General features: G+C 51.9%; 19 protein-coding genes. 12 read left to right on the top strand and 7 right to left on the bottom strand.

The features are described from left to right. The first annotated feature begins 26 nt into the window (after positions 1-26). From FUA23_RS18180 to FUA23_RS18170, 3 genes are all read left to right on the top strand, one after another. Positions 27-659 (top strand): histidine phosphatase family protein, encoded by a 633-nt coding sequence (locus FUA23_RS18180; RefSeq protein ID WP_147932193.1) that lies wholly within the window; start codon positions 27-29, stop codon positions 657-659. Continuing rightward, a complete protein-coding gene (locus FUA23_RS18175; RefSeq protein ID WP_147932192.1) occupies positions 653-1,459 on the top strand; it encodes a menaquinone biosynthetic enzyme MqnA/MqnD family protein in 807 nt (268 codons plus the stop codon). The genes FUA23_RS18180 and FUA23_RS18175 overlap by 7 nt, the downstream gene beginning before the upstream one ends. A gap of 166 nt (positions 1,460-1,625) precedes the next feature. Next, positions 1,626-2,009, top strand: a complete 384-nt coding sequence (locus FUA23_RS18170; RefSeq protein ID WP_147932191.1) for a VOC family protein — start codon at positions 1,626-1,628, stop codon at positions 2,007-2,009. Between the two features lie 60 nt (positions 2,010-2,069). On the opposite strand, the gene FUA23_RS18165 is transcribed toward FUA23_RS18170, so the two are convergent. After that, positions 2,070-2,675 (bottom strand): NAD(P)H-dependent oxidoreductase, encoded by a 606-nt coding sequence (locus FUA23_RS18165; protein WP_147932190.1) that lies wholly within the window; start codon positions 2,673-2,675, stop codon positions 2,070-2,072. A gap of 95 nt (positions 2,676-2,770) precedes the next feature. On the opposite strand from FUA23_RS18165, the gene FUA23_RS18160 reads away from it, so the two are divergent. Together FUA23_RS18160 and FUA23_RS18155 are read left to right on the top strand one after the other, a co-directional pair. After that, positions 2,771-3,685 (top strand): LysR family transcriptional regulator, encoded by a 915-nt coding sequence (locus FUA23_RS18160; RefSeq protein ID WP_147932189.1) that lies wholly within the window; start codon positions 2,771-2,773, stop codon positions 3,683-3,685. 205 nt (positions 3,686-3,890) lie between these two features. Next, positions 3,891-5,936: a six-hairpin glycosidase-like protein gene (locus tag FUA23_RS18155; protein ID WP_147932188.1), complete on the top strand. Its 2,046-nt coding sequence runs from the start codon at positions 3,891-3,893 to the stop codon at positions 5,934-5,936. A 451-nt stretch (positions 5,937-6,387) separates the two neighbouring features. Here FUA23_RS18155 and FUA23_RS18150 read toward each other — a convergent pair whose 3' ends face one another. Next, positions 6,388-8,607, bottom strand: a complete 2,220-nt coding sequence (locus FUA23_RS18150; protein ID WP_147932187.1) for a clostripain-related cysteine peptidase — start codon at positions 8,605-8,607, stop codon at positions 6,388-6,390. A gap of 648 nt (positions 8,608-9,255) precedes the next feature. On the opposite strand from FUA23_RS18150, the gene FUA23_RS18145 reads away from it, so the two are divergent. The 5 genes from FUA23_RS18145 to FUA23_RS18125 all read left to right on the top strand — a co-directional run bounded on the left by FUA23_RS18145 (position 9,256) and on the right by FUA23_RS18125 (position 16,172). Then, entirely contained in the window at positions 9,256-11,712 is a 2,457-nt protein-coding gene (locus FUA23_RS18145; RefSeq protein ID WP_147932186.1) for a zinc-dependent metalloprotease, read from the top strand. Continuing rightward, entirely contained in the window at positions 11,713-12,591 is an 879-nt protein-coding gene (locus tag FUA23_RS18140) for a mechanosensitive ion channel family protein (protein ID WP_147932185.1), read from the top strand. Between the two features lie 104 nt (positions 12,592-12,695). Continuing rightward, complete coding sequence (locus FUA23_RS18135) at positions 12,696-13,487, top strand: hypothetical protein (RefSeq protein WP_147932184.1); 792 nt, start codon at positions 12,696-12,698, stop codon at positions 13,485-13,487. 94 nt (positions 13,488-13,581) lie between these two features. Further along, on the top strand, positions 13,582-14,313 hold the full coding sequence (locus FUA23_RS18130) for a hypothetical protein (protein WP_147932183.1): 732 nt from the start codon (positions 13,582-13,584) through the stop codon (positions 14,311-14,313). Between the two features lie 56 nt (positions 14,314-14,369). Further along, positions 14,370-16,172 (top strand): sulfatase-like hydrolase/transferase, encoded by a 1,803-nt coding sequence (locus tag FUA23_RS18125; RefSeq protein WP_147932182.1) that lies wholly within the window; start codon positions 14,370-14,372, stop codon positions 16,170-16,172. A gap of 102 nt (positions 16,173-16,274) precedes the next feature. On the opposite strand, the gene FUA23_RS18120 is transcribed toward FUA23_RS18125, so the two are convergent. Further along, positions 16,275-17,237: an ATP-grasp domain-containing protein gene (locus FUA23_RS18120; RefSeq protein WP_147932181.1), complete on the bottom strand. Its 963-nt coding sequence runs from the start codon at positions 17,235-17,237 to the stop codon at positions 16,275-16,277. 260 nt (positions 17,238-17,497) lie between these two features. Between FUA23_RS18120 and FUA23_RS18115 the strand changes: the two genes are divergently transcribed. Beyond that, complete coding sequence (locus FUA23_RS18115) at positions 17,498-18,124, top strand: MarC family protein (RefSeq protein ID WP_147932180.1); 627 nt, start codon at positions 17,498-17,500, stop codon at positions 18,122-18,124. 130 nt (positions 18,125-18,254) lie between these two features. Here the strand turns inward: FUA23_RS18115 and rlmF are convergent, their stop codons facing one another. Continuing rightward, a complete protein-coding gene (gene rlmF, locus FUA23_RS18110; protein ID WP_187271122.1) occupies positions 18,255-19,145 on the bottom strand; it encodes a 23S rRNA (adenine(1618)-N(6))-methyltransferase RlmF in 891 nt (296 codons plus the stop codon). Positions 19,146-19,297: 152 nt separating this feature from the next. Between rlmF and FUA23_RS18105 the strand changes: the two genes are divergently transcribed. After that, the gene (locus FUA23_RS18105) at positions 19,298-20,413 is read left to right on the top strand and encodes a TlpA family protein disulfide reductase (protein ID WP_187271121.1); all 1,116 of its coding nucleotides are present in this window, start codon (positions 19,298-19,300) and stop codon (positions 20,411-20,413) included. Positions 20,414-20,532: 119 nt separating this feature from the next. On the opposite strand, the gene FUA23_RS18100 is transcribed toward FUA23_RS18105, so the two are convergent. The 3 genes from FUA23_RS18100 to FUA23_RS18090 form a co-directional block, all read right to left on the bottom strand. Next, a complete protein-coding gene (locus tag FUA23_RS18100; RefSeq protein ID WP_147932177.1) occupies positions 20,533-21,648 on the bottom strand; it encodes an alanine racemase in 1,116 nt (371 codons plus the stop codon). Positions 21,649-21,716: 68 nt separating this feature from the next. Next, positions 21,717-22,946 carry a cytochrome-c peroxidase gene (locus tag FUA23_RS18095; protein WP_147932176.1) on the bottom strand — a complete coding sequence of 410 codons (1,230 nt, stop codon included), beginning with the start codon at positions 22,944-22,946 and terminating at the stop codon, positions 21,717-21,719. A gap of 172 nt (positions 22,947-23,118) precedes the next feature. Then, the gene (locus FUA23_RS18090; protein ID WP_147932175.1) at positions 23,119-24,657 is read right to left on the bottom strand and encodes an acyl-CoA carboxylase subunit beta; all 1,539 of its coding nucleotides are present in this window, start codon (positions 24,655-24,657) and stop codon (positions 23,119-23,121) included. Positions 24,658-24,746: the final 89 nt, after the last annotated feature.

Genomic DNA, 24,746 nt, shown 5'->3' with positions numbered 1-24,746 from the left:
TAACTCTTGGTTCCTAAAATTAGCAAATGAAAACAGTATATATTCTCCGCCACGGCCAGACCGATTTCAACCTGAAGGGCATCGTTCAGGGCAGCGGTGTCGATTCGAGCCTGAACGATACGGGACGAACCCAGGGCAAGCATTACTACGAGAAGTACCGTGAATTGCCATTCGGGGTCGTTCTGACCAGCGGACTGAAGCGTACCTGGGAGACCGTTGCCGGCTTCATCGACGCGGGCATTCCGTGGGAGCGCCACCTGGAGATCAACGAAATGAGTTGGGGCACTCACGAAGGCAAAAAAGGAACTGAAGCTTCCATTGCCGAGTACCAGAGTATAAAAGATGGCTGGGGCCTCGGCCACATCGACGGTCGGATCGGTGGGGGAGAGAGCGCCCGTGAAATGGGAGTGCGGTTGCAAAAATTCATCGACCACCTGCCGGAGCGCGAAGAAGACCTGATCCTGATCTGCTCGCACGGCCGCGCAATGTGCGGCCTGGTAACCCTGATGATGGGCCGGCCGATAGACCGGATGAACGAACTGACCCACAGCAACACCGGCCTGTGGCGCGCTACCCTGCAGGACGACGGCAACTGGCACTTCGACCTGCAAAACGACCGAACCCATCTGCCAGCAGAACTCAATACCGGAAAATGGTAGCCACTTTCGAAACATTGCGGGACAAGAACCTGAGCGGCAACAACCCCAAACCACGCCACCGCGTGGTGGCCGTTTCATACCTCAACACGAAGCCCTTACTGTACGGTTTGCTTCGCTCGCGAATCCAATCGGAACTGGACATGGACCTCGCCATTCCTTCGGAATGTGCACGTCGTTTGGTGGCGGGAGAGGCCGACATTGCGCTGGTGCCGGTAGCGGTGATTCCCGAACTCCCCGAGGCGCACATCATCAGTGACTACTGCATCGGGGCCGACGGAAAAGTGGCCACGGTGTGTATTTACGGAGATGTACCGATAGAGGAGATGACGAGTATCTACCTCGATCACCACAGCCGTTCCTCGGTGATGCTGACACGGCTTTTGCTGGAGGAGTACTGGAAGCTGGAACCGGAGTTCATCGCAGCCGAAGACGGTTACATCGACCATATTGGCGGAACTACCGGAGGACTTGTAATCGGTGATCGTACCATTGGTCTGGAGAAACGCTTCAAGTACGTTTATGACCTCGGCGAGGTCTGGAAAAAGCACACGGGGCTGCCCTTTGTCTTCGCAGCCTGGGTATCGGTAAAACCGCTCGACCCCGAATTTATTGCTGCTTTCAATAAAGCGCTAAAAGAAGGTATGGAACACTTGCCAGAGTTACAGTTGTTGTTGTCCTCGCCTCATCCCGACTTCAACCTTGTGGAATACTATACGCACCACATCGATTATGACCTGGATGCTCCGAAGCGGAAAGCGTTGGATCGTTTTCTGGCGTACGTAGGCGCAGCCGCCGGGTAAAAAGTTCCTGGAATCCTGTGAAAAGTTATCTTCGCTGCCCGGTACATACAGGGCATCAATGAGGGAAGCCCCCATTTCTGTCATGTTGGCGAAGAACAGGTTGAAAATCGTAGTCAAAAGACCAGCGATTTCACGCTACCTTTTCAAGGATTTCAAACTTAAACACATGCGTACTTTTTCTTTCAATCACATAGCAATCTCTGTGACGGATGTCGACAAGTCAACAGAGTTTTACCAAAGGGTTCTTGAGTTGCCCGAGATCAAGAACACTGCTTCCAACTCAAAAACCCGGTGGCTGTCGTTGGGTGAAGGGAAGCAGCTTCACGTTATTCCCCGCCCGGAATTTAAAGTCCGGGTCAACAAGGCTGTCCATTTTGCATTGTCGACCCCTGACCTGAAATCATTCATAGAGCACCTGAAAGCAATAGACCTGGATTACACCGATTGGCTCGGTACGCCGAATAAAGACTACGTCCGCAGCGATGGAATTCTGCAGGTGTACTTTCAGGACCCCGATGGGTATTGGATCGAAGTGAACGATGATGTTTGAATAAGTGATCGCTGACAATCCGGGGGGCGGGCAAGCAGAAGAAATCGGGTTAGTTATGGTTTAAATCAGGCTTAACTCGCCGATCACCTGGTTGAGGAATGCATTGTAGTTCCTGAGCTCTTCCGGGACATCAGCGTTCTTTTCCATGTCGTGGAAATGGTGGGTAGCCAGCAATTCCAGACCGGCGAAGGCGTTCATTTTGTGGAATCCGAACATAACGCCATCGTCTACGCTCCTTTGATCAAAAAACTCGTTTTCGAGAGTGAAGGCTGTACGCGGGGCATTCCAGCTGGTGGTAAGGATGTATTTTTTGCCGTGCATCAAACCTCCGGTGCCGTAGTTGATCGCGGGGTTGCTGCGGCTTCGTCCGTCACTTGTATAAATGCCATTCTGGTGGCCTGCGGTGAATACAACGTCGATGTAGTTCTTGAAGCCGAAGGGTAGTTGAAACCACCAGATAGGAGTATGGTAGATGATAAGATCTGCCCACTTGAATTTTTCGACTTCTTCTTCCGGGTCATACTCGTCACCAACCTGGGTAGACTTAACCTCGAATCTATCCAGAGATTCGAAATTAGTGATGGTATTCCGGAAAAGTGTTTCGTTGAACTTTCCGCCGGAATGGGCGAAAGGATGGCTTCCGTTGATTACAAAAATCTTCTTCATGCTGGTTGCTATTTTGTTGTTCTGCAAAAGTAGAATCGCACCATGTATTGTAAAAACAATACAAATCATACCTTTGTATTACAATATTTATAGCAATGGTAAATCTGGAATGGTACCGTACGTTCAAGGAAATCTACGAAAGGGGAACCCTGACCAAAGCGTCGGTGGCCTTGTATGCTTCCCAGCCCGGGGTTAGCGTACACCTGAAAGCATTGGAGACTTACGTGGGCAAAACCTTATTCGAACGGACATCAAGAAAGATGGTACCGACGGAGGACGGTAAAGTCTTGTATGAATTCATCGTCGAGGCGATCAACAAACTTGAAGTCGCCGAACAACATTTCAAGAAAACAACCCAGGAGAAAAGTCCCTCAGTTCACATCGGGATGTGCTCTGAAACCTTCCAGCTCATCATTGAGCCGGAAGTACACAAACTGGATTTTGACCTAGTCGCCAGGTTTGGAGCACACCCGGATTTGATCAGCGATCTGGACAACGGGATCCTCGACCTGGTAATCACTCCGGAGCCACAGCGTAAGCAGAAAACGCTGGTTGAATACACTCCATTCTCCAGAGAAAGAATCGTGTTGATCGCCGGGGCAAAGACCGACACAAAAGAAACAGAACGCTGCCTGAAAAACAGCGATTTTAAGGGACTAAAGGAAGAGCTGCTGAAAAACACCTGGTACAGTTCCTCGAATGAGATGGAGCACTTCCGGCGGTTTTGGTTTGAGAATTTCAACGAACGCGCTGCTTTTAAGCCGAATTATATCTTGCCGAGCATCACGTCTATAATCAGATGTCTTAGCCAGGGGAACGGACTGGCGCTGGTACCCGATTTTCTATGCCAGGAGCAGATTGCGGCCAAAGAGATAAAATTAGTCTGGGAGGGTAGAGTCAGTACCGAGAACATCTTGTACTTCGGTTCAAGGACGGACCTGAAGTACAAAAGAGAACTGGCGGTGATTCAGGACATCTTCCGGAGCAAAATGAGAGGGGCAGAAGATTGAGACTAGAGAGGGGGGCCATAGTCGCTCATCCTTTGGCCCGATGGCCCGAATCGAACTTCGTTTTGTGTATGCGTAAGAAGCCTACAATTATCCTGAACGCAGCTGGTTGTCGGGCGGGGAACAGAATTTACCGTCCAATGCACCTGCGGCCGCGCCCGATGAACAGGAGAAACCCGTACATTTCCGGCCTTCAATAACCTGACCTATGCGCTACCTCGTCTTTCTGATTTTATCCTCGATGTTTTTTCCACCTATTGGTCAGGAAACCCGTTGGCAGATCAACGAGTCGGAATCCGGCATCGTTTGGGACGTAGCGAACGATACCCGCCTGCCGCACGGAGACAACATCGAAATGTCGGGCCGGGGCGTTTCTGCCATCATCCACTATGCGGTGGATACGAACCGGATGGTGAAGGTGAAACGTGAGTTGATCTTCCCCCAAATGAGACCCTACATCAAGGATGCCGATCCAGCCTGGTGGGCAACCTACCGGAACTACCTGCGGCAGGATTATGAGGACGAAGAGGTGTTGCCACGGATGTACGTCGGAAGTAAAGAGGTTTCTTTAGGACCGGTGGAGAAGATTGTTATAGACGGTACTCTGAGTATTTTCCATGAACCAGATTCTGACGGTCTTCAGATTAGCCGGACCTATTATCCAGCTCAGAATATGCACGCAGCATTTGAACGAATTGAGTTCTCTAACGTGGGCGAAAAGGTAATACGATTAAAGTTGGATGGTAGGTATCTCGCTGAATCAAGAAGAGGTGAAGAGGGCCGTTGGACAATTAATTCGCAGTATGTCGGAAAAATTGAAAAATCCTTGGTGCCAGGTGAAAGAGATACTGTTTTTTTAGTACAGGAAGTCGTTGACGCTAAGGACCGAACAATATTGATAAATTCTACTGGCGCAAGACTAAGCCATAAGCTTCGAAAACAACAGATTAGCGACCTACAAGAAAACCTGATCCTCGAAACGCCGAACCCCACCTACAACACCATGTTCTCCCTCGCCAAAATCCGGGGAGCGGAGAGCATCTTCGACTCAAAACTTGGTCTGGTGCACAGCCCCGGCGGAGGGCGTTACTACATCGGCTTTTGGGCCAACGACCAAGCGGAGTACATCAATCCCTTCTTTCCCTACCTGGGCTATCAGCTGGGCAACGACGCGGCGCTGAACATGTGGCGGATCTACCGAAAAGCGATCCCCGAAGATGGCTCCAACATCCGTTACTCCTTTGAGATGGAAGGGGATAGCCCCGCCAATCCGCTCGACCGGGGCGATGCAGCGATGATCGCCTACGGCCTGAGTCATTACCTGCTTGCCCTTGGCGACCAAGCCATCGCCGAAGAGCTGTGGCCACTACTCAACTGGTGCCTGGACTACAACCACCGGATGCTAACCGAAGATGGTGTGGTCGCCAGCCAGTCGGACGAAATGGAGGGCCGCATTGAAACGGGAGACGCCAACCTCTCCACCTCCAGCCTGTACTACGGCGCGTTGGAAACGAGCATCAGTCTGGCCAGGGAATTGGGTAAAGACAAAAAGATGATCAAAACCTGGTCGCGCCAGCGGGAGGCGCTCAGCGAAGCCATCGAGAACTTCTTCGGCCGTGAAGTGGAAGGCCTGGAAACCTACCGTTATTACGATGGTCACGAAGCGCTTCGTCACTGGATTGCCCTGCCATTGGTGGTTGGCCTGCGGGGGCGTGAGGAAGGAACGCTCACCGGCTTATTCGATCGCCTTTGGACGGAGAACGGCGTAGCGGTAGAGAAAAATCACCCGAACCCGGCCGTCAGTAAGATCTTCTGGGACCGCGGGACGCTCTACGCCCTGCGCGGCGCTTTCATTGCCGGAGGAGTCCAACGTGCCCACGAGCGGCTCCTGCAGTACAGCCAGGAACGCCTGCTTGGCGAACGGGTTCCCTACGCCGTAGAAGCTTACCCAGAGGGGAATATGGCCCACCTGAGTGCGGAAAGCGGCCTCTACTGCCGGGTATTCACCGAGGGGCTGTTCGGGATTCTCCCAACCGGATTCCGCTCTTTTCGGTTGCAACCCCGGATGCCTGAAGGTTGGGACAAGATGGCGCTGCGCAATATCCACGCCTTAGGGCAGGACGATGGCTTTGATATTGAAGTGAGCAGGAAAGGACAGAACATGACTGTAGTCATAAAAGACAGCAACGGGGAGGTACTCAGTACCGGAGATATGTACACCGACGATACGATGACGGTCCGGTTGCCGGAGTGATTCAGAATGCAGTCGGTAGTGTGCTAGTAGGTAGTGCTGCCGCGCGTTATATAGTTGCCTCGGCCGCCCCGGGTGATCTTTAGCGGCCGCTTTCATCATCTGGCCAAAATTTCACCTTTGATGACCGAGGCAACTATAGGTGCAGTGGAGCTCCACAAAACCTCCCATTGCACCTGTGGCCGCGCCTTGTGAGGACTATCTGATTTATACGGGCGCGGTCGCAGGTGCAGAGAAGGTTGTAAAACAGGGAGTCGATCCGCAAATCATTTCAATCAGAAAACCCGAAAGTCCGTTTGGACTTCCGGGTTTTCTGGTGGAGAGACACAGCTAAAAACGCGTCGCGTTTTAAACGTGAAACTTTAATTGGGTCAGGAGGCTGCTTCCTGCAATTGCTTATGCCTGGACCAGCTCTTTCGCATCACTTAATGGTTCAGGCAAAATGCCGGAGGGCTTAGTTCTTAAGCACAACTTTATCGGCATAAATCTTACCATCAACAATCAGCTCAATACTGTACAAGCCGGTGGGCAGGTTCCGGGTCTGAAGCACTGCGCGGTTTTGGTTGTAGCTCCCTTTGAACACTTGCCTTCCGTTCATATCGATCAAACGGACCAGGTAAGATGAGCCGGTGAAGTTACCGTTTTCAACCACCAATTCGGTACTGGCGGGGTTGGGGAACATGGATATGTTATTGTCCGCAAAGTTATTTGCGGTTCCATCAGTATTGACCGAAAATACCTTTGTATCGAAGATAAGGGTGTCGTTTTGAGAATGGTCTGTCAGCAGGAAACCGATGCGGTAGTTTCCTTCAAAAAGATCATCGTACTCAAGCATCAGGTCATCGTTTCCGTTTTCGATCGTAATGTATGCGTCGTCGTCAATGACGAAAAACTCCTCATCCGTTACTTCGTTGAAACTTTCGTAGGTGAGCTGGACGACATCCCCCGGAACGAGGTTGATCCGCTCCTTACCGGGTACGAGTATGCCATCCTCGTCATATGCCTGGGGGATGATTCCTTCCATCGTTATATTGAAATCTTCATCGTACCGGTAGGAGATCATAATTTCCTGACCGAGACTATCGTCATTGATGTAGTTCAGCAATGCGGGGATTTGTATCTGGGCGAAGTATTCGACGTTACCATCTTCGTCTTCCACTTCGTACTCGTATATATCAGAGATATAAGCAGGGAAGCCGTTTATGCCCAACCACATTCCGTCAAATTCGTAGGCAAATATTTCTTCATCTTCGGCAACGAAGGCGGAAGTATCCGGGAAGGTGCTACCGAGGATAATAAACTCATCGGGCATGCCGGGGAATTCTTCCACCAGTACAACCCTTACCTCTTCGAGGTCATTGGCGTGATTTACACGGATAGCGCTTGTGTTTTCGTTGACACTGCGGCCACTGGTTCCGGATGTACCTCTCCAGAAATTACCGAAGTCGTCATCCAGTTGGCCGGTTGGTGGTGTATTATCTGACCCGACAGCCGTGTAGTAATCCGTGGAGATGTAACTCTCGATCGGGTCAGAAAACTGGAGAGGTGCGTAGGTTTCCCGCATGAAGAAGCCAGTTTCGAAAGTGTCTACCATCTTGTTGTGCGGGATGAACATGGTCATACCGGTGGAGTTTGGTCGGCCGGTGGAGTGACGCTCATAAAGCACTACCTGGTCCAGTTCTGCCAAAACAGCGTTGGCCTCAGCGGCGAGGGAAGGGTCTTTCGCTTTCAGTTTTTTCATGAGGTCGCCAATGTCTACCACGTCTTCTGACTGTAGAGGCTCCGTCAGCGATTGAGCGTATTCCTGAGCGACGCCACGCGCTTTTTGAAGGGACCGGTGTTTTCCTTCTTGTTTTATTTTGGCAAAAAGCAGTTCCAGTTTGTTCCGGAGACCGTCAAGTGCGGTAAGATCTGTTACACTCAGCGTGGTGGTCGGGCCGGAATTTTCAGCTATTCCCTGGGCTATGAACCCGTCTACTACTTCGTAGCCAATGTCAAAGCCATTCCAGTCGAATTCGGTTTGCTGCAGCGCGCGGATGATGGGGGCATAATCCCAACCGTGGCCCGGCTCCGTCTCTTCGGATGCAACGAAAAAATAACCGAAGTCTTTAAGCGGGAGTTGGGCTTCCAGGTTAGCCATGAGGCAAGCATCGAAGCCGATCAACTCAAACATATTCCCGTCTTGAATAAAGTTGGTAGAGCCTATCGCAGTGGCGATCTGTGGAATTGTAAACTGTTCCTTGCTTACATCGTCCCATCCATATCCCCGAATTGACATGCCGTGGTTCCACATGGTCAGGAAATAGTTGGTGGCGGGGTAGTTGGAGACGGACCAGTCGATGAAGGCCGTCAGGTTTTCGGGGCTTGACATCACCTGTTGGTTGGGGGCGACAAATCCAAGTTCTGAGCGAACACCGTCCTTAATCAGGTAGCTCTTTGGTGTTCGCCACCCATCTTTATCGGCGGCACCTGTAAGCACAACGATGTTGACATTACTGGTGTTGGAGATGCTCATCATTTCCGCCATGTCGGTACTGCCGGCGGCAAATCCACTCTCCAGATCGGAACCGACGAGATAGACAATTAATGTCCAGTTTTTGGTGTCCTGCGAGAAGGCGTCCGCAGGGCTTAGCATACCACACAGTAGTAGCACGAGGTAGAAAAAGTGTTTCATGAATCAGAATTTAATGGGGAGTTAATTACCTGCGTTGAGCGATACTGATCTTAAAGCTTGTTCGGGTTTAACACTTCGGCTTGCTTGCGCTAAATTTGATGCTGCACTTCTTCGCTCAAAACTTCCATAGCTATGGCTATGCAAGTTTCTCGCTCATCGTTTTACATCAAATTTGTCAGCAATCAGCCAGAAGGCAAAACCCGAACAAGCTCTCAATTCAGCATTTATGTTGTTGATTGTTCCAGTCAGGTCATCAACGTGCAGGTGTTTGTATGTCAGGTTGCAAAGATGTGCGGACCAGCAGTCAGATGTATATCTACTACGGGGGACAATAAGGGGTACACCAGTAAGATTTGTGTATACAAGGGGTGACAATAAGGGGGACTACTGAGCTGAAGCCGTATAATCACGTAACATTTAGGCTGTTTCAGTTCCCTTTGCTCCTTCCCCAACCGCTTGCTGAGCAAGCGGTGAATGGCGTTAAATCTGCTGGGATGCAAGGGGGGTAAATCTTCTTTACGCAAAATTGTAAAGTCTTAGCGGGGAAACCGTGTCTCCACAAAACCTCCCATTGCACCTGCGGCCGCGCCAAAAAATCACTACGCAGCAGATTTCCTATCTTGCCCGATGAATTAATAACCCAGCCAAATGACCAGACACTACCTATCCTCCATATTCATGCTTTGCCTGCTGTTCAGTACCAACGCCCTTTGTGCCCAGGGGGCCGAGGAAGAGCCCAAGGATACCGTTACCGCAGTTGTGATTGAAGAGGAGCCAGAAAAGAAAAAGAAAAAATCTCCTTTCAAGGAATACGCCGAGGTGATCACCGAAGATGCGGAATCGACGATGGGCCTCTTCAATACCCATCGAGTAGAAGACAAATACTACTTCGAGATTCCTTTCGATAAATTTGGCAAAGACATGTTGCTCGTGAGCCGAATTGCAAAAATTCCCGCAAACCTGGGTGGAGGCTACTTCAATGCAGGTACCAAAACCAACGAACAGTTGGTGCACTGGACGCGAAACCACAACAACATTCACCTGAAGTCTATTTCGTACAATAGCGTTGCGGACGAGGAGTTGCCGATCAATATATCGGTGCAGAACAACAACTACGCACCGCTCATCATGAGTTTCAAGATCGAAGCTTTTAACGAAGACTCTACTGCTGCGGTTATTTCGGTGAACGACCTTTTCCTTACTGACGTTCCCGCTATCAGCGGTCTGTCATCACGCGTGAGAACCTCCTACAAAGTACGAAGCCTCGATAAGAAACGCTCCTTCATCGACCGGATGGCAGCCTACCCCGAAAACGTCGAGGTACGCCACGATATGACCTTCTCTTCCAGTCAGCCACCTTCTAACCGGAAATCAGGAACTATCTCGATGCAGATGGCACAGTCGCTCTACCTCTTGCCGGAAGAACCGATGCAGCCCCGCTTGTTCGACGAAAGGATAGGGTGGTTTACCGTCAGCCAGGTAGACTATGGTTCGGAGGCCCTGAAGGCCGACCGCAAAACATACCTGAGCCGCTGGCGCCTGGAGCCAAAAGATCCCGTTGCGTACGCCAAGGGGAAACTGGTTGAGCCGGTAAAGCCGATTGTTTACTATATCGATCCGGCAACACCGGAGAAATTCGTTCCTTACTTTATTCAGGGTATTCAGGATTGGCAGGTTGCTTTTGAAGCAGCAGGCTTCAAAAATGCCATCATCGCCAAGCGTGCGCCCACCAAGGAGGAAGATCCGGATTGGAGTGCAGAAGATGCCCGTTACTCGACGGTTCGATATGTAGCCAGCGAAACACGCAACGCAATGGGCCCAAGTGTATCCGACCCGCGCTCCGGGGAGATCATCGAGTCAGACATCATCTGGTACCACAATCACCTGCGGAGCTACCGCAACCGTTACCTGCTGGAAACCGGAGCTGCCAACCCCTCGGCCCGCACACTGAACACCTCGCCCGAAGAAATCGGGGAAATGATGCGTATGGTGATTGCGCACGAAATCGGACACGCCCTCGGCCTGCCCCACAACATGAAAGCGAGCTATGCTTACCCGGTAGACTCGCTGCGCTCCGCCACCTTCACCAACAAATGGGGACTGGCTACCACCATCATGGATTACACCCGCTATAACTATGTCGCTCAGCCGGGAGACAAAGGTGTCCGTTGGGTACGGATGCTCGGGCCGTATGATGTCTACGCCATCAACTGGGGCTACCGTGTGATTCCTGAAGCCAATTCAGCTGAAGCCGAACTCCCGACCCTGCGAAAGTGGATCGCCGATAAAAAAGGGGATCCGAAATTCCTCTTCGGTGGACGTAATAGTTACGACCCAAGTTCTCAGACAGAATCTGTGGGCGATGACCCGGTGAAGGCGAGTACTTACGGTCTGATGAACCTGAAACGCGTAGCGCCTAATCTAGCAGAATGGACAGCAACTTCCGGCGAAGGATACGCTGATCTGGAGGAACTATACGGTGAACTGTTAGGAGTGTGGTCACGCTTCTCTGGCCATGTTACCTCTAACGTGGGAGGTGTCTACGAGCATTTGAGAACAACCGACGAAAAAGGCTTTACCTATACTCCGCTCGACCGCGGCGAGCAGGAGGCATCGGTAGCGTTCCTCAACGATCATGTTTTCAGTACTCCCGATTGGCTGCTTCAGGAGAATATCGTCCGCAACATCGGTCCGGACGGTGTGATGCCGCGAATACGAAGCCTTCAGGAGCGACAGCTGAATGGTCTGCTGCGCAGCGACCGCCTCGCCAGACTCGTCGAACAGGAAGCCCTGAACGGCGAAAAAGCCTACCCGCTGACGGATATGCTGGAAGACCTCCGGGAAGGTTTGTGGTCTGAACTCGAAAGCGGAGCTGAAATAGATGGCTTCCGACGCAACTTACAGCGCAGTCACGTCGCTAAGTTGGGGATGCTTCTGAAAGAAGATGCTGAAAAACGGACAGATGTAGGAGCTGCTGCCCGCGCAGAGCTGCGCATGATCGCCGAGGCGGTCAGCGACCCGGCAGGAAAGTATAAAGCGGGCATCATCCGCTACCACCTGCAGGATATTGCAGCTTTGATTGACGAAATGCTTGATAACGATTAAATGAAAAAACGATCCCCGGTTTTCAACTTCCTGGTAATCATCCTGGAGTTGGCGGTACTTGCAGGTTGTGCTTATTTACTCATCCAGAATATTCTCATTTTTAAAACTGAGACTATTACTGAGTCAAATCAGCGGACGCTTGCCCTTTTCTTTGTCCTTTTGGTGGGTATCAACCTGGCAACGAGACTGGTAAAGTGGTGGTACCGCCAACGGGGGTACTCCCGTCGAAGGGGCGTGAAAAACTTCGTTTTCGGAGTAGAAAACATTCGCAAATTATTACTCGTCGCACTGGGGATCTTTACCTTTTTCTCGTTGCTTGGAGTTGAGTTCTCGAGCCTGTTTACCTCCCTGAGTATCGTCGCAGCCGCCATTGCTATCATCTCTAAAGAATTTGTCAACGATCTGATCGTAGGCATGTACTACAGCTTTTCGGACACCTTTGAAGCTGGCGATTACGTCAAATTTCACGGGTATAAGGGTAGGGTGGTAGACATTGGTCTGCTGAAAGTAAAGATCATGAACGACAACGATGATCTCGTAATCCTCCCTAACGGCAAGGTTTACTCCGAGGAAATCATAAATTACACCCGTCGTGACGTACGACTGATGAGTATCGATTTTGAAATGGACATCAAGTTGGTCCGTCAGATCGATGCCCTTGAAAAAGAGCTCATCAATGCCGTTTCGGAATATGCCGAGCACATAGAACCAAGGTCTTATAATCTTAAGATAAGAGAAGTCAAAAAAGACCTGCTTGAACTGAAGTTTCAGTACCGGCTTATTCAGGAAGCCTCGGAAGTACGACAAAAGATCAAACGAAGTACCGTCAGGGCTGTTTTCTCTTATGTTACCACTCACCAGCAGCAGCCGGAAGCTTAGAATATAAGCCCGGCCAGGTTCGAAAATGTAAGTGGCAGGGTGTGCTAATAACCTCGTTATCTTCGTCATTTTGTAACTTTCCTCAATTAAGCCAAACCACGGCCATGCCCAATCCCTACGACGATCTTTTTGACAACCCGCTACCGGATAAGAAGCCGGAATCGTCCGGTGAAACTCCTGCTGATCCGACACCGGAGCCCATGTTCTCTTTCGATGGTGACTTCGATCCGGATGGCCCCGACGCTCTTGATGAGATTTTAGCGCTCAACCTGGATTTCAACAATAGAGCAGAAGAGTTTTCCCGAAACCTGAGTAAGCTTCGGGTCGTGGATCATGAAGTGAAAGGGAAGGTAACCAGGTTGTTTCTCGTGTCTAATGACCCGCACCGGCGCGGCTCACTGGCCGGGGAAAAGCAGTACCACCAGTTGCAAACCGAGAAGTTCTTCGCCATCATAGAGCCAATGCGTGAGCTTGCGGAGCTGCACATGACCATCGTGAAACAATTCAACCGGGACATCGACGAACACTACTTCTCGGTGGAGAAAACCAAAGGCCGGATTGAGTCCGAAAAGACATTGGCGATGGACAACATCAACTTGCAGCGAAAGATCCTGGCGGAGGCAGCCGATGCACTCAAGATTTTGCGGGGTGGTTTGATCGATACCGAACGCAGGCTTAAAGAGTATGTGAACGCGGGCGGGAAGAATAACATTAGCAGTTCCGAATTTGAATTGCTTGTCCGTAAGCGCGAGCAACTTACTACCGGGCTGGACCACCAATTCGACTATCGTATCTTCGATACCAACCTTCTGGACAAAACCGCTTTGTCTCTGGGCATCTACATGAAAGAAACGAGTGCTCAATACCTGGCCAGGCTGGGAAAAGCCTTTCAGTAACGATCAGCGTTAAGGTTGTGCTAAATACGACAGGGTAGCTTTCAAATTTCTCCCGGAACCCTGATCTTAGAGAGCACCTAATTACACCCAGCTGATGAGATTCTTAATTACCCTGTTCCTTTTTTACCTGGCTCTGTCAGGATGTTCCTCACCTTACGTTGTACGAATGGAACCCGACACAGAGGTGTCTGCCCATCGTTATGGAGTAAAGCTTGTTGTCCGTTCTAATGAAGACGCTAAGGTGACGGTGAGCTTTTACGATTCTTCCCCGAAGTACGTCGTGTTCCATCTCGAAGTGGAAAACACCAGTTCTACGGCATTCGACTTCGATCCGGCAAGCTGTTTACTGGCCGGCGACGCCGGCCCCGTTCAGCAAGCCATTGACCCCGAAGTGCAATTGCTGAGTATGGACATCAAATCCGTCAAAAGTACCCGTGCGGCCAAGGGGTTCGCGATAGCAGGGGTTGCTGCCTCAATTGCAGGAGCTGCCTTAGCTGCTAATACCGGTGCTGCCGACAGTTACCTGTATAGCGACCTGGCCATAAACACTACTTCAGACCTCTCCTTTGTGCTCAGGGATGAGGATAATGAAGATCTTGTAGCGAGGGGAGAAGTCGCTCCGCTGGATGGAGAAGAACCTCCGCCTTCCAATCGTTATTTCTGGCTCGATTATGCTTTCCGGATAACAACGATAGATCCCGGGAAAACCGCCTTCGGAAAGGTTGCGTTTCCGCGCAACGATGAAGCTGAATACTTTAACTTCATCGTTACGGTACAGGACGAAGAGTTTAGTTTTCCCTTCAATCAGAAGCGTTTCCGGCCCTGATACTTTGCGCTGCTCAGCATGGAGCAATCAAGGCTGAAAATGGCTACCTTAGCCGTATGACGTACCGATGTGTTTTCCCCGCCTTGCTCCTTGGTCTTTTTGTTTGCACCTGCGCGCCGTCGCCCTCCGAAAACAGAGGTGTTGAGGTCGGAAAACAGGACGTGCCCCCGAATATCCTCTTCATCCTAACCGACGATCAGGGGGTTGGGGATCTCTCCCTGCACGGCAACGACTCTATCCGGACGCCGAATATGGATGCACTGCTGACTTCTGGTGCTCAGTTCAGCCGTTTTTATGTCAGCCCGGTCTGTGCGCCAACGCGCGCCAGTTTCCTGAGCGGCTTGTATTCGCCCCGCACGGGCGCTGTCTTCGTAACCCGTCGGCGCGAAACCATGGACGATGGCATCATGACGATCCCTGAATACCTGAAGCATGCAGGCTACAGAACCGGCCTGTTCGGGAAGTGGCATAATGGAAGCACGAAGCCCTACGACCCCAACGGGCAGGGCTTTGATCAGTTTCTTGGCTTTACCCTCGGTCACTTCAATGATTACTTTAATGGCGAGCTGGAAAACGAAGACAATGAAGTAGTTCCCTTTAATGGAGACCTGACAACAATCCTCACCGATACCGCCGCTCACTTCATGCTGGCAGACCAGGATCAGCCTTTCTTTTGTATGCTTACTTACCAGGCTCCGCATACGCCAGTGCAGGTAGCCGACAAGTACTGGAACCCGGTAAAAAGCCGCGGCCTGACCGACTACAATACTGGTGTCTACGCTATGATCGAATCCGTCGACGACCACATCGGAAAGCTACTCGATCAGCTTGAAGCAGCCGGAAAACTCGACAATACCATCGTAATTTTCAGCACCGACAACGGACCCAACGGTGACCGGTACCGTATGGGACTAAAAGGAACAAAAGGCTCGGTCAACGAAGGCGGGGTACGGGTGCCTTTCGGTATCCGTTTCCCTAACGGCCATCCTGCCAACGGCCGGCAGTTTCACACACCGGCAGCTCATATCGACCTGGTGCCGACCTTACTGGATATTGTCGGTTTACCCCAACCGCCCGGAGGATTAGACGGAAAGAGCCTGATGCCCCTGCTCGAACCTGATTCTTCGCGGGTGTTTGACCAGAATCGCCCGATTTATGCATTCAAGCAGGGCTACGATTTTACCGGCTATCCGGGAAGCGTCAGAAACAGCCACCGCTTGGTGGTGATGAACAGTCCTGATGATTTTGAAGCCTACGAAATTCATAAAGACGAGGGGCAGCGCACCAATATCATGGCGTCTGACGCAGACTTCCTGAAGGGCGTTCAGGGCCACGCCCGGGAGATGGCCGCCGAATACAACCGGTTTGCCGCCACGATCGCCCGGCCGGATTTGATTGCTCCTCCGATCAATCTCGACGCCGCTCAGTTTCGTCCGGTGCACCTACAGGCGCACGAGGGAGAACCACTGGGAGAAACGCACTTTATGGACGAATACGGCTGGTCTAATGATTTCTTCGTGGATTTAGACTGGAACGGCGCTTATTGGCCTGTTGAAATTACCCAAGACCGGACATACCGCGTAACCATTCACTACCACGCCGAAAAAAATATACGGCTCGGTATTCAGATGGACAGCCTGCAGCAAGACCTGAAATTTATAGAATTACCCAAAGCTATCACTCCGCAACTCTCGGTTGCTGACCGGGTAAAACGCAAAGAGGTCTATCCCCGACAGTGGGCAACGGCAATCGTCGAAGATTTTACCGTGCGGGCGGGCGCAAGCGAATTGCACATTTTCGGAGGCTACGATAATGATACCGAAACGGGGCTTTGGATCAAAGAAGTAACGCTACAGTAGTTACGGCTTCAGCCATCAGCTTAAATTAAAAACCCTTCTTTCCGATCGACGGGAAAGAAGGGTTTTCTATGCTGGATGTGCAGCACCTGGCGGTAACAGAGATTACCGCCGTGAGTCATAAGTACCTGCAACCGACTGCTGGATAAACTTACCCCAGGTAAGGTTGCTCTTGCCTGGTTCCTGTGCCTGTGCCCGCTCGATGGCGTACTTGGCGGCGTGCTCGATCACCCAGTTGAAGTTTTCTTCTCCCACACTGAACTTATCGGCATCGGGGGCAGGATTACAGAAGTCGATGGCGTAAGGTATGCCGTCACGAACGGCAAACTCGACCGTGTTGAAGTCGTAGCCCAGCCATTCGTTGATTTTGATGACGTAGTCGTGCATTTGTTGCATCAATTCGTCGGAGACCTCGTGATGGCAGTTGTAGCGGTCCAGGAATTCGTTGCGGGGTTCGTAGTGCATAATCTTCACGTATTTGCGGCCGATGCAGTAGCAGCGGAAGTAGCTTGTGAAGGTGATGTTTTCCTGCAGCATCATGACGAGTTGACCGGTTTCTGCGTGCGCTTTCCAGAGATCCTCAGGGCCGTTGCATTTGTAAACAGATTTCCAGCCGCCACCGTCGTGTGGTTTGGTCCATGCCGGCCAGCCTATGTAATTGAACATGCTTTCCCAGTCCAGCGGATGGGCGAGGTTGGTGAACGATTCGTCCGATGTGTCGTCGGGTTTTTCGAAGCTGGGGAGAAGAACGGTTTTAGGCACCGGAACATCAAGACCTCCCACACTAAGCACGTTGTTGAAGAATTTCTCGTCGGCGCTCCACCAGAAAGGGTTATTGATTACAGCTGTACCGGTAGCGGCGGCGTTCTTCAGCATCGCGCGGTAAAAAGGTACGTCCTGACTGATTCGGTCAATGATAACGGCGTAACCTGGGTTGAGGCCCTGACCGCACTTATCGATCATTACTGGTTCTGCGGTGATACCGTCAACGTTCATGTCGTTGATGCGCTGAATTACCGCAGGAGGGAAGGACCGTTCACGGCCGTATAGGATGCCAATTTTCTTCATGGAGTGTGCTTGGTTTGCAGGTAAAAACCCGGATTAGTCGATTTGTTCGCCTGATGATACGACGCCCGCAGAGTTTGAGCAAATAAAGCCCGTTGTTTCGTGATAAATGGCCCTGAGGGCCATGCGGGGAAATCTTCTCCGGATCCACCAAACAAATGTACCTTTTGCAACCTTACCCCTGAATAAAGCGTTGGTGCCTTTTTCATTGTTCCTGCGTCGGAAAAAAACACCAAACGACTAACGGACTAAATTCTCCTTAATTGCTCACATTTTTCCTGGCCACCCTTGGCTCATTGTTTTCTGTGGTAAACCCACTGGGTGCGGTGCCCATATACCTCACGCTGACCTCCAACAGCAGTAAGAGTCATCGTGAAGTAACGGCTCGTAAAACAGCGATGTGGTTCATGCTCATTCTGGTGGTCTTCTTTTTTGCGGGCACCTATATTCTCAACTTCTTCGGCATCAGCCTCAATGCCCTACGCATTGCGGGTGGCCTCATCATCGTCAACAGCGGTTACGGCCTGCTGAACAGCAAGTTCGAGGAACGACGCATCAGCGAAGGCGTCGAGGTAGAAGCGATGGAGGCGGAAGACGTCAGTTTTACCCCGATGGCAATGCCCATGCTTTCAGGGCCGGGCAGTATTTCTCTCCTGATCAGTTTATTTGCACAACAGAGCGAATGGGTAAGCCGGGGCCTCATCATTGGCGTTATTGCCACAATGGCCCTGCTCATCTGGGTAGTGCTGCACTTCGCTCCGGCGCTGTTCAACCTCCTGGGGCGCGGTGGTTTGGCTGCCCTCAGTCGTATTATGGGCTTCCTGGTAATGGCCATCGGCATCGAGATGCTGATTGCAGGAGTCGTTTCGCTGGTCTCCAGTATGCTCTAAGCAAACCATCTGGCGCGCACGCAGGTGCAATATTTCGTTTAAAGGCCGGCTGTACAGCGGTAGAGGAGTTTCACTCCGACTGAACTTCTGCGAACTGATTACGCGACTGGAGGGGCAGCGTGGGTCGCTTTCAAACTTTCCAGCAGAGGATCCGTCGGAGCTTGCCGCCCCGCCCGATACCAATAACCTTGGTTTGGGTGATTCCGTGCCGACCAAACTCGATCTCAGCAATTTTCAGGTAGCCTTTCTTGGATACCAGGGTCGTAAACCAGTCTACCTGCTCCCCGAAACCGGTCGATTCCTGAATCATTTGCCGGAGGAAAGCAGGCTCTCCGCCTTCGGTCCACAGTTCGTTGGCCTGGCCGCCAAAGTTCAGGGTGGGGGAGGCTGCAGCTTCTACGCCCAGTTTTTTCCATTTCAGCCCGGCCGCTGCGCGGGCCGCTTCTGCGGAATCAAAAAAGGGCGGGTTGCACATCGTGAAGGTGAAGTGCTCTCCCCGCAGAATGACGTTACGGAAGATGGCCCGCCGGTCGGTTTGCTTTCTGACGATGATGCCGTTTTTCAGGCCGGGGTTAAACTGAGCGATGGCTGTGGCGACCTTCAGCGAAGTGGCATCCACGTCGGTTCCTACCATCCGCCAGCCATATTCTTTATGGCCCAGGATGGGATAAATGAGCGATGCGCCCGTTCCGACATCGAGGCCGAAGACCGGTGGTTGTTTACCTTTCTTTGCACCCTGCGTCCGCGCCGTATCGTCTCCCAAAAGATCACCGATGGCATGAATGTAGTCGAGCCTTCCGGGAACACCCGGGCAAAGGTTTCCTTCCGGAATATCCCAGTATTTCAGGCCGTAATCCCTGATCAACAACGCTTTATTGAGCAGGCGAACCGCCTGCGGATGCGTGAAATCGAGGCTGCTTCGACCGTCCGGCGTTGTAATGGAGTAGCTGGCCAAATCGGGTACAATTGCGGCTAATCCGACAAAATCATGGGGTTCTGCGTAGCGGTTTTTGGGATGCATACCACAAAGGTAGGGGTTGCCCTCTCTGTCTGCGGTATTTGGCATCGATTAACAAATACGACATTTGTAGTTTTATGTGAAATACTTACCTTTGTCTTATTGAGCTCAACTAATACTGGCTCTCATACCTTGACTTAAAAAATCTAATGAACATGAAATTTTCATCTCTTTTGGCCTTATTGGCCATCAGCATGACGCTCTTTACCTGCCAGTCGGGTGGTGTAGCTACTTCCGGCACCCTCATCAAAGGCGAGCTGACGAATGCAGCTAACCTCAACGTCTACCTCGATCGTGTTGGCATCAACACCGCGAACGAAGTACTTGCCAACACCCCTGTCGATGGCAACGGTAATTTTGCGTTTGGCTTTGTTGACGGTCTCAAACCGGGGATTTACCAGATCCGTGTTGGAGCACAGAAAGCAGTCATCGCGCTCGATGAAGATGATCACCAGATTGAGATCAAAGGCGACGTTGCTGAGTTCGGAAAATACAACTTCGACATCTCCGGCTCTGAGGATGCAGAGGAGATGGTTGCCGTAATGAAAAACCTCAACCAGGGAACAGTAAAGATTGAAGACATCGAAGAGATCGTTAAGACCGTCGACAATCCTGAAACTGGTGCATTCATTGCCTTTAACACCCTTTCCCGCGCCGGGGCTGCCGGAATGCCGGTTCACGCAGAAGCACTGAAGCGTCTGCCCGCAAGCTCGCCGCTTCAGGCCAACTACGCTTCTTTCGTGCGCGCCATGCAGGGCCAGATCGCTCAGCAGCAGGCCAGCGAAACCATTCGGGTTGGTATGCCGGCTCCGGACATTTCTCTGCCAAGCCCTACTGGTGAAAAATACACCCTCTCTGACCTGAAAGGTCAGGTGGTACTGCTCGATTTCTGGGCAAGCTGGTGCGGACCTTGCCGCCGCGAGAACCCTAACGTAGTGAAGGTGTACGACAAGTACAAGAAAGATGGATTTACCATCTACAGCGTAAGCCTCGACGGGCTCGACTCGCGCCGCACCGCTAACATGACCCCGGAGCAGATTGCTCAAGGTCAGGAGGGACAGAAGAAGCGCTGGACCGATGCTATCGCCAGAGACCAACTTAGCTGGCCTTACCACGTAAGTGAACTTACTAAGTGGGAAAGTACCGCAGGTCGCCTCTACGGTGTGCGTGGTATCCCGAAGACCTTCCTGATTGACCGCGAAGGTAAGATCGCAGCTGTTGGCCTGCGCGGCGCAGCTTCCATAGAGAAAGCTCTTCAGGAAGTGATCTAAATATCCTGCTGAAAAATTTCAGCGAAACTTCCCTGCAGGAAGACTCCCGAATACACCCGGCGGACAGAAAGAGCAATATCGCTCACTCTGTTCACCGGGTGTTTTTTTATTATCAGAAGTCAGTCTCCCGGAGCGGCGATGATGAGTTGCTCACCCGTTGCGCGCATCCCGTGGACCGTAGCGCAGGCATGGACGGGCAGGATGCCGAGCAGGTCGCCCGGAGAGAGTTCCTGCAGTACTTCTGTCGTGAGCTGCAGGGTCCCGTGCTCCTGGCTCAGTTTCAGGACAACGCAGTCAGCAAGAGAAGCACTCCATGAGCCATCCTCTTTCAGTTTTACGACCCTGCCGTGGGTGCCATCCGGAAGTCGGTCTTTACCCAGCTGAACCCACCCGGCATGAACGATTGCCTGATTTTTATGTGGTAAAACCTGCACCACAGGCGCGGCGAGGCATACCGCGATATCGTCCGTAGAGCAGGCGCCAAGCCCGGCTTGTACTAAATCGTAATACACGAAGTTACCGGGTCCAATACTGGTGATATGGTTGAAGCTCTCCTGTGTGCTGCACGCGGGAGTATCGCCAATGGCAAATTCGAACGTTTGTGCCAGTCTGGTCCGCACGGGTCCTGAGGGATGAGTTCCGGCGAGTCGTGAGAGTCCACTTTTCAGGTTTGCAATCTTGCGCATCAGCCCTTCGTGAATCTGGTCGATTTCCTGCTTGTCGCCCGCCTCGTAGGTATGTCCGCTGTGCACATAAAAGCCACGACAGTGGTGATTGCCGGCAGCTTCAATGATTGCAGCAATTAAGTTGAGGTTTTCAATCTTTACGCCCGAGCGGCCGTAGCCGGCGTCGAGCTCGATGAAGTAACCGATCTGCTTAGCAATCTCTTTGCTGAGTTTACCTGCGGTCTCGGGATCAACGAGAAAAACACTCAGGTAAACTTGCTGAGCAAGCTCCCCGATACCGGGGAGTTCGCGCGGGTTCAATGGCATAGCAATAGTGATGTCTTCCCAGCCACACTGCGCAAATTCGCGTGCCATCCGCAGGCTGGTGACCGTAATGGAATTGACCCCAAAGGACCGTACCCATTCGCCCACTTCACCCGATTGATGGGTTTTGAAATGCGGGCGGAGCGTGAGGTTATGACGGAGCGCACGATCGGCCATCCGTTGTACGTTACGGTTTACTTTACTCTGGTCGACGAGAAGAGTGGGAGAGGTTATATTTTCGAGCATGCCGCAAATTATAAAAGCCAGGTTGCAACGGCAACCTGGCTTTTATAATTCAATCCCTCTGGGAAAGGCTACTGCCTGAACGGGTCAGACAGTTTAGGGTCTGTCAGCACAGTATGATCGGTAGCCATGTTGAGGAAAGCGATGAGGGCGTCTTTTTCGTTCTCCGTGAAGTTCATCCGGCGGGGACGGTTGTTCTCCTTCAGGAAAGGGTGGAGATTGATGTGGTCCTGGATACCTTCACTGTAGTGGTCGATGACCTCGCGGAGAGTCTCGAAACGACCATCGTGCATGTACGGCCCGGTAAGGGCTACATTACGGAGGAAAGGAACTTTAAAGACTCCGCTTTCCCGCAAATTCCCGCTTAGTGCTCCAACTCCTTTGTCGGTATAAACCTCGTCGAGACCGTTGCTGGCAACATTAATCCGTGGTTTACCCATTTCGTCGCCGTGGCAAGTGGAACAGTTCTGACGGAAGAGTTGTGCTCCCAGGCGTTCTTCGGGGCTAAAAACTGTACTCGGCCCACCGAAGAGCTCCTGATCCCGCATTTCATCAAAGCGGGTATTCATCGAAACGATAGAGCTCGTGAATTTCTCGAGGGCAAGCGTTATTCGATCCGGTGTAAGGTCTGTTGTACCAAAGGCTTTCATGCTAAGAATCTTGTACATTTCAAGGTTCTTCAACTCACTGGAAAGTTCGTGGAGGTCTTTGCCCATTTCCAGTTCATCCTGGATGGTTGCTTCAGACTGCTCTTTAATAGTATTGGCACGTTCGTCCCAGAAGAACTTCACGTCACCGTCAACGCTGGCGGTTTGTTCGTCGCCCGAGCTTCCGTAGCCGCTGATGACCGGAGCGAAAGTGGGCACAGAGCCCAGCGCAATAGAGTTACGCTTGGTAACCGCACCGTTGATGCCCCTACTGAAGGCTACATCGTCGGAGAAGGCAGCGGCCTGCTTGTGGCACGATTCACAGGTCGTCTCGCCGGTAGCGGAGAGGCGGCTGTCGTGAAAGAGCACACGCCCGAGGAGTGCTTTGCGGGCATCGGAAGAAGTTTGATCTACGGTACTCAGGCCTGAAGTCATCCCTATGTGCAAGGGCACGTTGACCGAAGACATGGTTATTACCCGGTCAATATCCAGGGTCTGGCTCAGCGTGGCGTATTCAGACTCGTTAAACTCAAGAGACTGCGGATTGCTGTAACCATCTACATCGGGAGATACAACTGTAATATTTTCCTCGAGGCAGCTGGTAAGGGAAAGACCAATGCCACCAAGTGTTATCAGAGTAAGGAGCTTATTCATAGCGGAATATTTACGTAAACATACCACTTTGTCATGGAAATGCCATCTTGCCCACAGTTAAGAGATACTTAAAGATGCTGGCTTATCGGTGGATACATTAACTCCGTAAAGAAGAAACCGTCGGGGGGCATTGCCGGAACTCAACTTCAGCGGCAATAACCCGGACAATCTCTTAGAGGGGGATATTTCCGTGTTTCCGCTTTGGCCCTTCCACCACCTTACCTTCGAGTACGGCAAAACCACGGATCAGCTTACGCCGCGTTTCTTTGGGCAAAATGACTTCATCGATGAAGCCGCGTTGCGCGGCCCGGTAGGGGTTGGCAAACTTTTCGGCGTAGTCAGCTTCCTTTTCGGCGAGCTTGGCGGCCGGGTCTTCAGCGGCTTTAATTTCGCGGCGAAAGATGATTTCAGAGGCGCCTTTGGCGCCCATTACGGCAATCTCAGCCGTGGGCCAGGCGAAATTCAGGTCGGCACCGATGTGTTTGGAGTTCATCACATCGTACGCTCCTCCGTATGCTTTGCGCGTAATTACGGTAATCCGTGGCACGGTGGCTTCGCTGAGGGCATAGAGGAGTTTAGCTCCGTTGGTAATGATACCGCTCCATTCCTGGTCCGTCCCGGGCAGGAAGCCGGGAACATCGACGAGCACCAGCAGCGGGACGTTGAAACAGTCGCAGGTACGGGTAAAGCGGGCGGCTTTTTTGCTCGATTCCACGTCGAGCACACCCGCAAGGCTCATTGGTTGGTTGGCCACGATGCCGATGGATTTACCCGCCAGGCGAGCGAAGCCGACAACGATATTATCGGCGTAGTTTTCATGAATTTCGAAGAAGCTCCCCTCGTCGATTATGCCTTCGATAACGTTGCGCATATCGTAGGGCTGGTTGGCCGATTCCGGTACGAGGTTTTCGAGTTGCTCCCTGATTTCAGTGCCGAGGTGGTAAGGGAGGTCGGCTGGCTTTTCCTGGCAATTTTGCGGAAGGTAGCTGAGCAGTGTTTTAAGCTTGTTGAGGCAGTCGACATCATTCGCTGCCGTGAGGTGGGTTACGCCAGACTTGGTGGAGTGGGTGCTCGCGCCGCCTAGTTCTTCGCTGGAGACTTCCTCGTTGGTAACGGTCTTTACTACGTTGGGGCCGGTTACGAACATATAGCTGGTGTTCTCGACCATCACGGTGAAATCGGTCATGGCGGGCGAGTAGACAGCTCCGCCGGCGCAGGGGCCCATAATGGCTGAAAGCTGAGGAATCACGCCCGAGGCCCGGACGTTGCGGTAGAAAATATCGGCGTAGCCGCCCAGCGAGCGGACGCCTTCCTGAATACGGGCGCCGCCGGAATCGTTGAGGCCGAGTAAAGGAGCGCCGGTTTTGACGGCCATATCCATCACTTTACATATTTTTTCGGCGTGGGTTTCGGAAAGTGCTCCTCCGAAGACGGTGAAATCCTGGGCAAAAACGTACACGAGGCGGCCTCCGATGGTACCGTGGCCGGTAACGACACCATCGCCGTAGAAAAGCTGGTCCTGCATGCCGAAGTCATGCGTACGGTGGGTCACTAAAGCGCCGATCTCTTCAAAACTTCCGGGGTCGAGCAGCAGGTGTACCCGCTCGCGGGCGGTAAGCTTACCTTTCTGGTGCTGTTTCTCGATTCTTACCTGGCCACCGCCTAAGTTGGCTTCGGCAATTTTTTGGGCTAAAATTTCTTGTTTCTGCATGTCTGGTTTGGGGCTTAGGGCGGAAGGTACGACATGACTGGGATTTATGACAGTATGAAGGGGCGCTGACGCGGGTGCAGGGTGAGGTA

The organism is Neolewinella aurantiaca, assembly GCF_008014675.1.
GTDB lineage: Bacteria > Bacteroidota > Bacteroidia > Chitinophagales > Saprospiraceae > Neolewinella > Neolewinella aurantiaca.
This window is presented reverse-complemented; position numbering and strand designations above follow the sequence as displayed.

What these genes read in the sequence shown, in the direction of transcription:
- FUA23_RS18145 (WP_147932186.1), top strand. Translation starts at nt 9,256, where the DNA reads ATGACCAGACACTACCTATCCTCCATATTCATGCTTTGCCTGCTGTTC.
- FUA23_RS18160 (WP_147932189.1), top strand. Translation starts at nt 2,771, where the DNA reads ATGGTAAATCTGGAATGGTACCGTACGTTCAAGGAAATCTACGAAAGG.
- FUA23_RS18155 (WP_147932188.1), top strand. Translation starts at nt 3,891, where the DNA reads ATGCGCTACCTCGTCTTTCTGATTTTATCCTCGATGTTTTTTCCACCT.
- rlmF (WP_187271122.1), bottom strand. Translation starts at nt 19,145, where the DNA reads ATGCATCCCAAAAACCGCTACGCAGAACCCCATGATTTTGTCGGATTA.
- FUA23_RS18170 (WP_147932191.1), top strand. Translation starts at nt 1,626, where the DNA reads ATGCGTACTTTTTCTTTCAATCACATAGCAATCTCTGTGACGGATGTC.
- FUA23_RS18100 (WP_147932177.1), bottom strand. Translation starts at nt 21,648, where the DNA reads ATGCTCGAAAATATAACCTCTCCCACTCTTCTCGTCGACCAGAGTAAA.
- FUA23_RS18175 (WP_147932192.1), top strand. Translation starts at nt 653, where the DNA reads ATGGTAGCCACTTTCGAAACATTGCGGGACAAGAACCTGAGCGGCAAC.
- FUA23_RS18095 (WP_147932176.1), bottom strand. Translation starts at nt 22,946, where the DNA reads ATGAATAAGCTCCTTACTCTGATAACACTTGGTGGCATTGGTCTTTCC.
- FUA23_RS18125 (WP_147932182.1), top strand. Translation starts at nt 14,370, where the DNA reads ATGACGTACCGATGTGTTTTCCCCGCCTTGCTCCTTGGTCTTTTTGTT.
- FUA23_RS18130 (WP_147932183.1), top strand. Translation starts at nt 13,582, where the DNA reads ATGAGATTCTTAATTACCCTGTTCCTTTTTTACCTGGCTCTGTCAGGA.
- FUA23_RS18165 (WP_147932190.1), bottom strand. Translation starts at nt 2,675, where the DNA reads ATGAAGAAGATTTTTGTAATCAACGGAAGCCATCCTTTCGCCCATTCC.
- FUA23_RS18090 (WP_147932175.1), bottom strand. Translation starts at nt 24,657, where the DNA reads ATGCAGAAACAAGAAATTTTAGCCCAAAAAATTGCCGAAGCCAACTTA.
- FUA23_RS18135 (WP_147932184.1), top strand. Translation starts at nt 12,696, where the DNA reads ATGCCCAATCCCTACGACGATCTTTTTGACAACCCGCTACCGGATAAG.
- FUA23_RS18150 (WP_147932187.1), bottom strand. Translation starts at nt 8,607, where the DNA reads ATGAAACACTTTTTCTACCTCGTGCTACTACTGTGTGGTATGCTAAGC.
- FUA23_RS18120 (WP_147932181.1), bottom strand. Translation starts at nt 17,237, where the DNA reads ATGAAGAAAATTGGCATCCTATACGGCCGTGAACGGTCCTTCCCTCCT.
- FUA23_RS18140 (WP_147932185.1), top strand. Translation starts at nt 11,713, where the DNA reads ATGAAAAAACGATCCCCGGTTTTCAACTTCCTGGTAATCATCCTGGAG.
- FUA23_RS18180 (WP_147932193.1), top strand. Translation starts at nt 27, where the DNA reads ATGAAAACAGTATATATTCTCCGCCACGGCCAGACCGATTTCAACCTG.
- FUA23_RS18105 (WP_187271121.1), top strand. Translation starts at nt 19,298, where the DNA reads ATGAAATTTTCATCTCTTTTGGCCTTATTGGCCATCAGCATGACGCTC.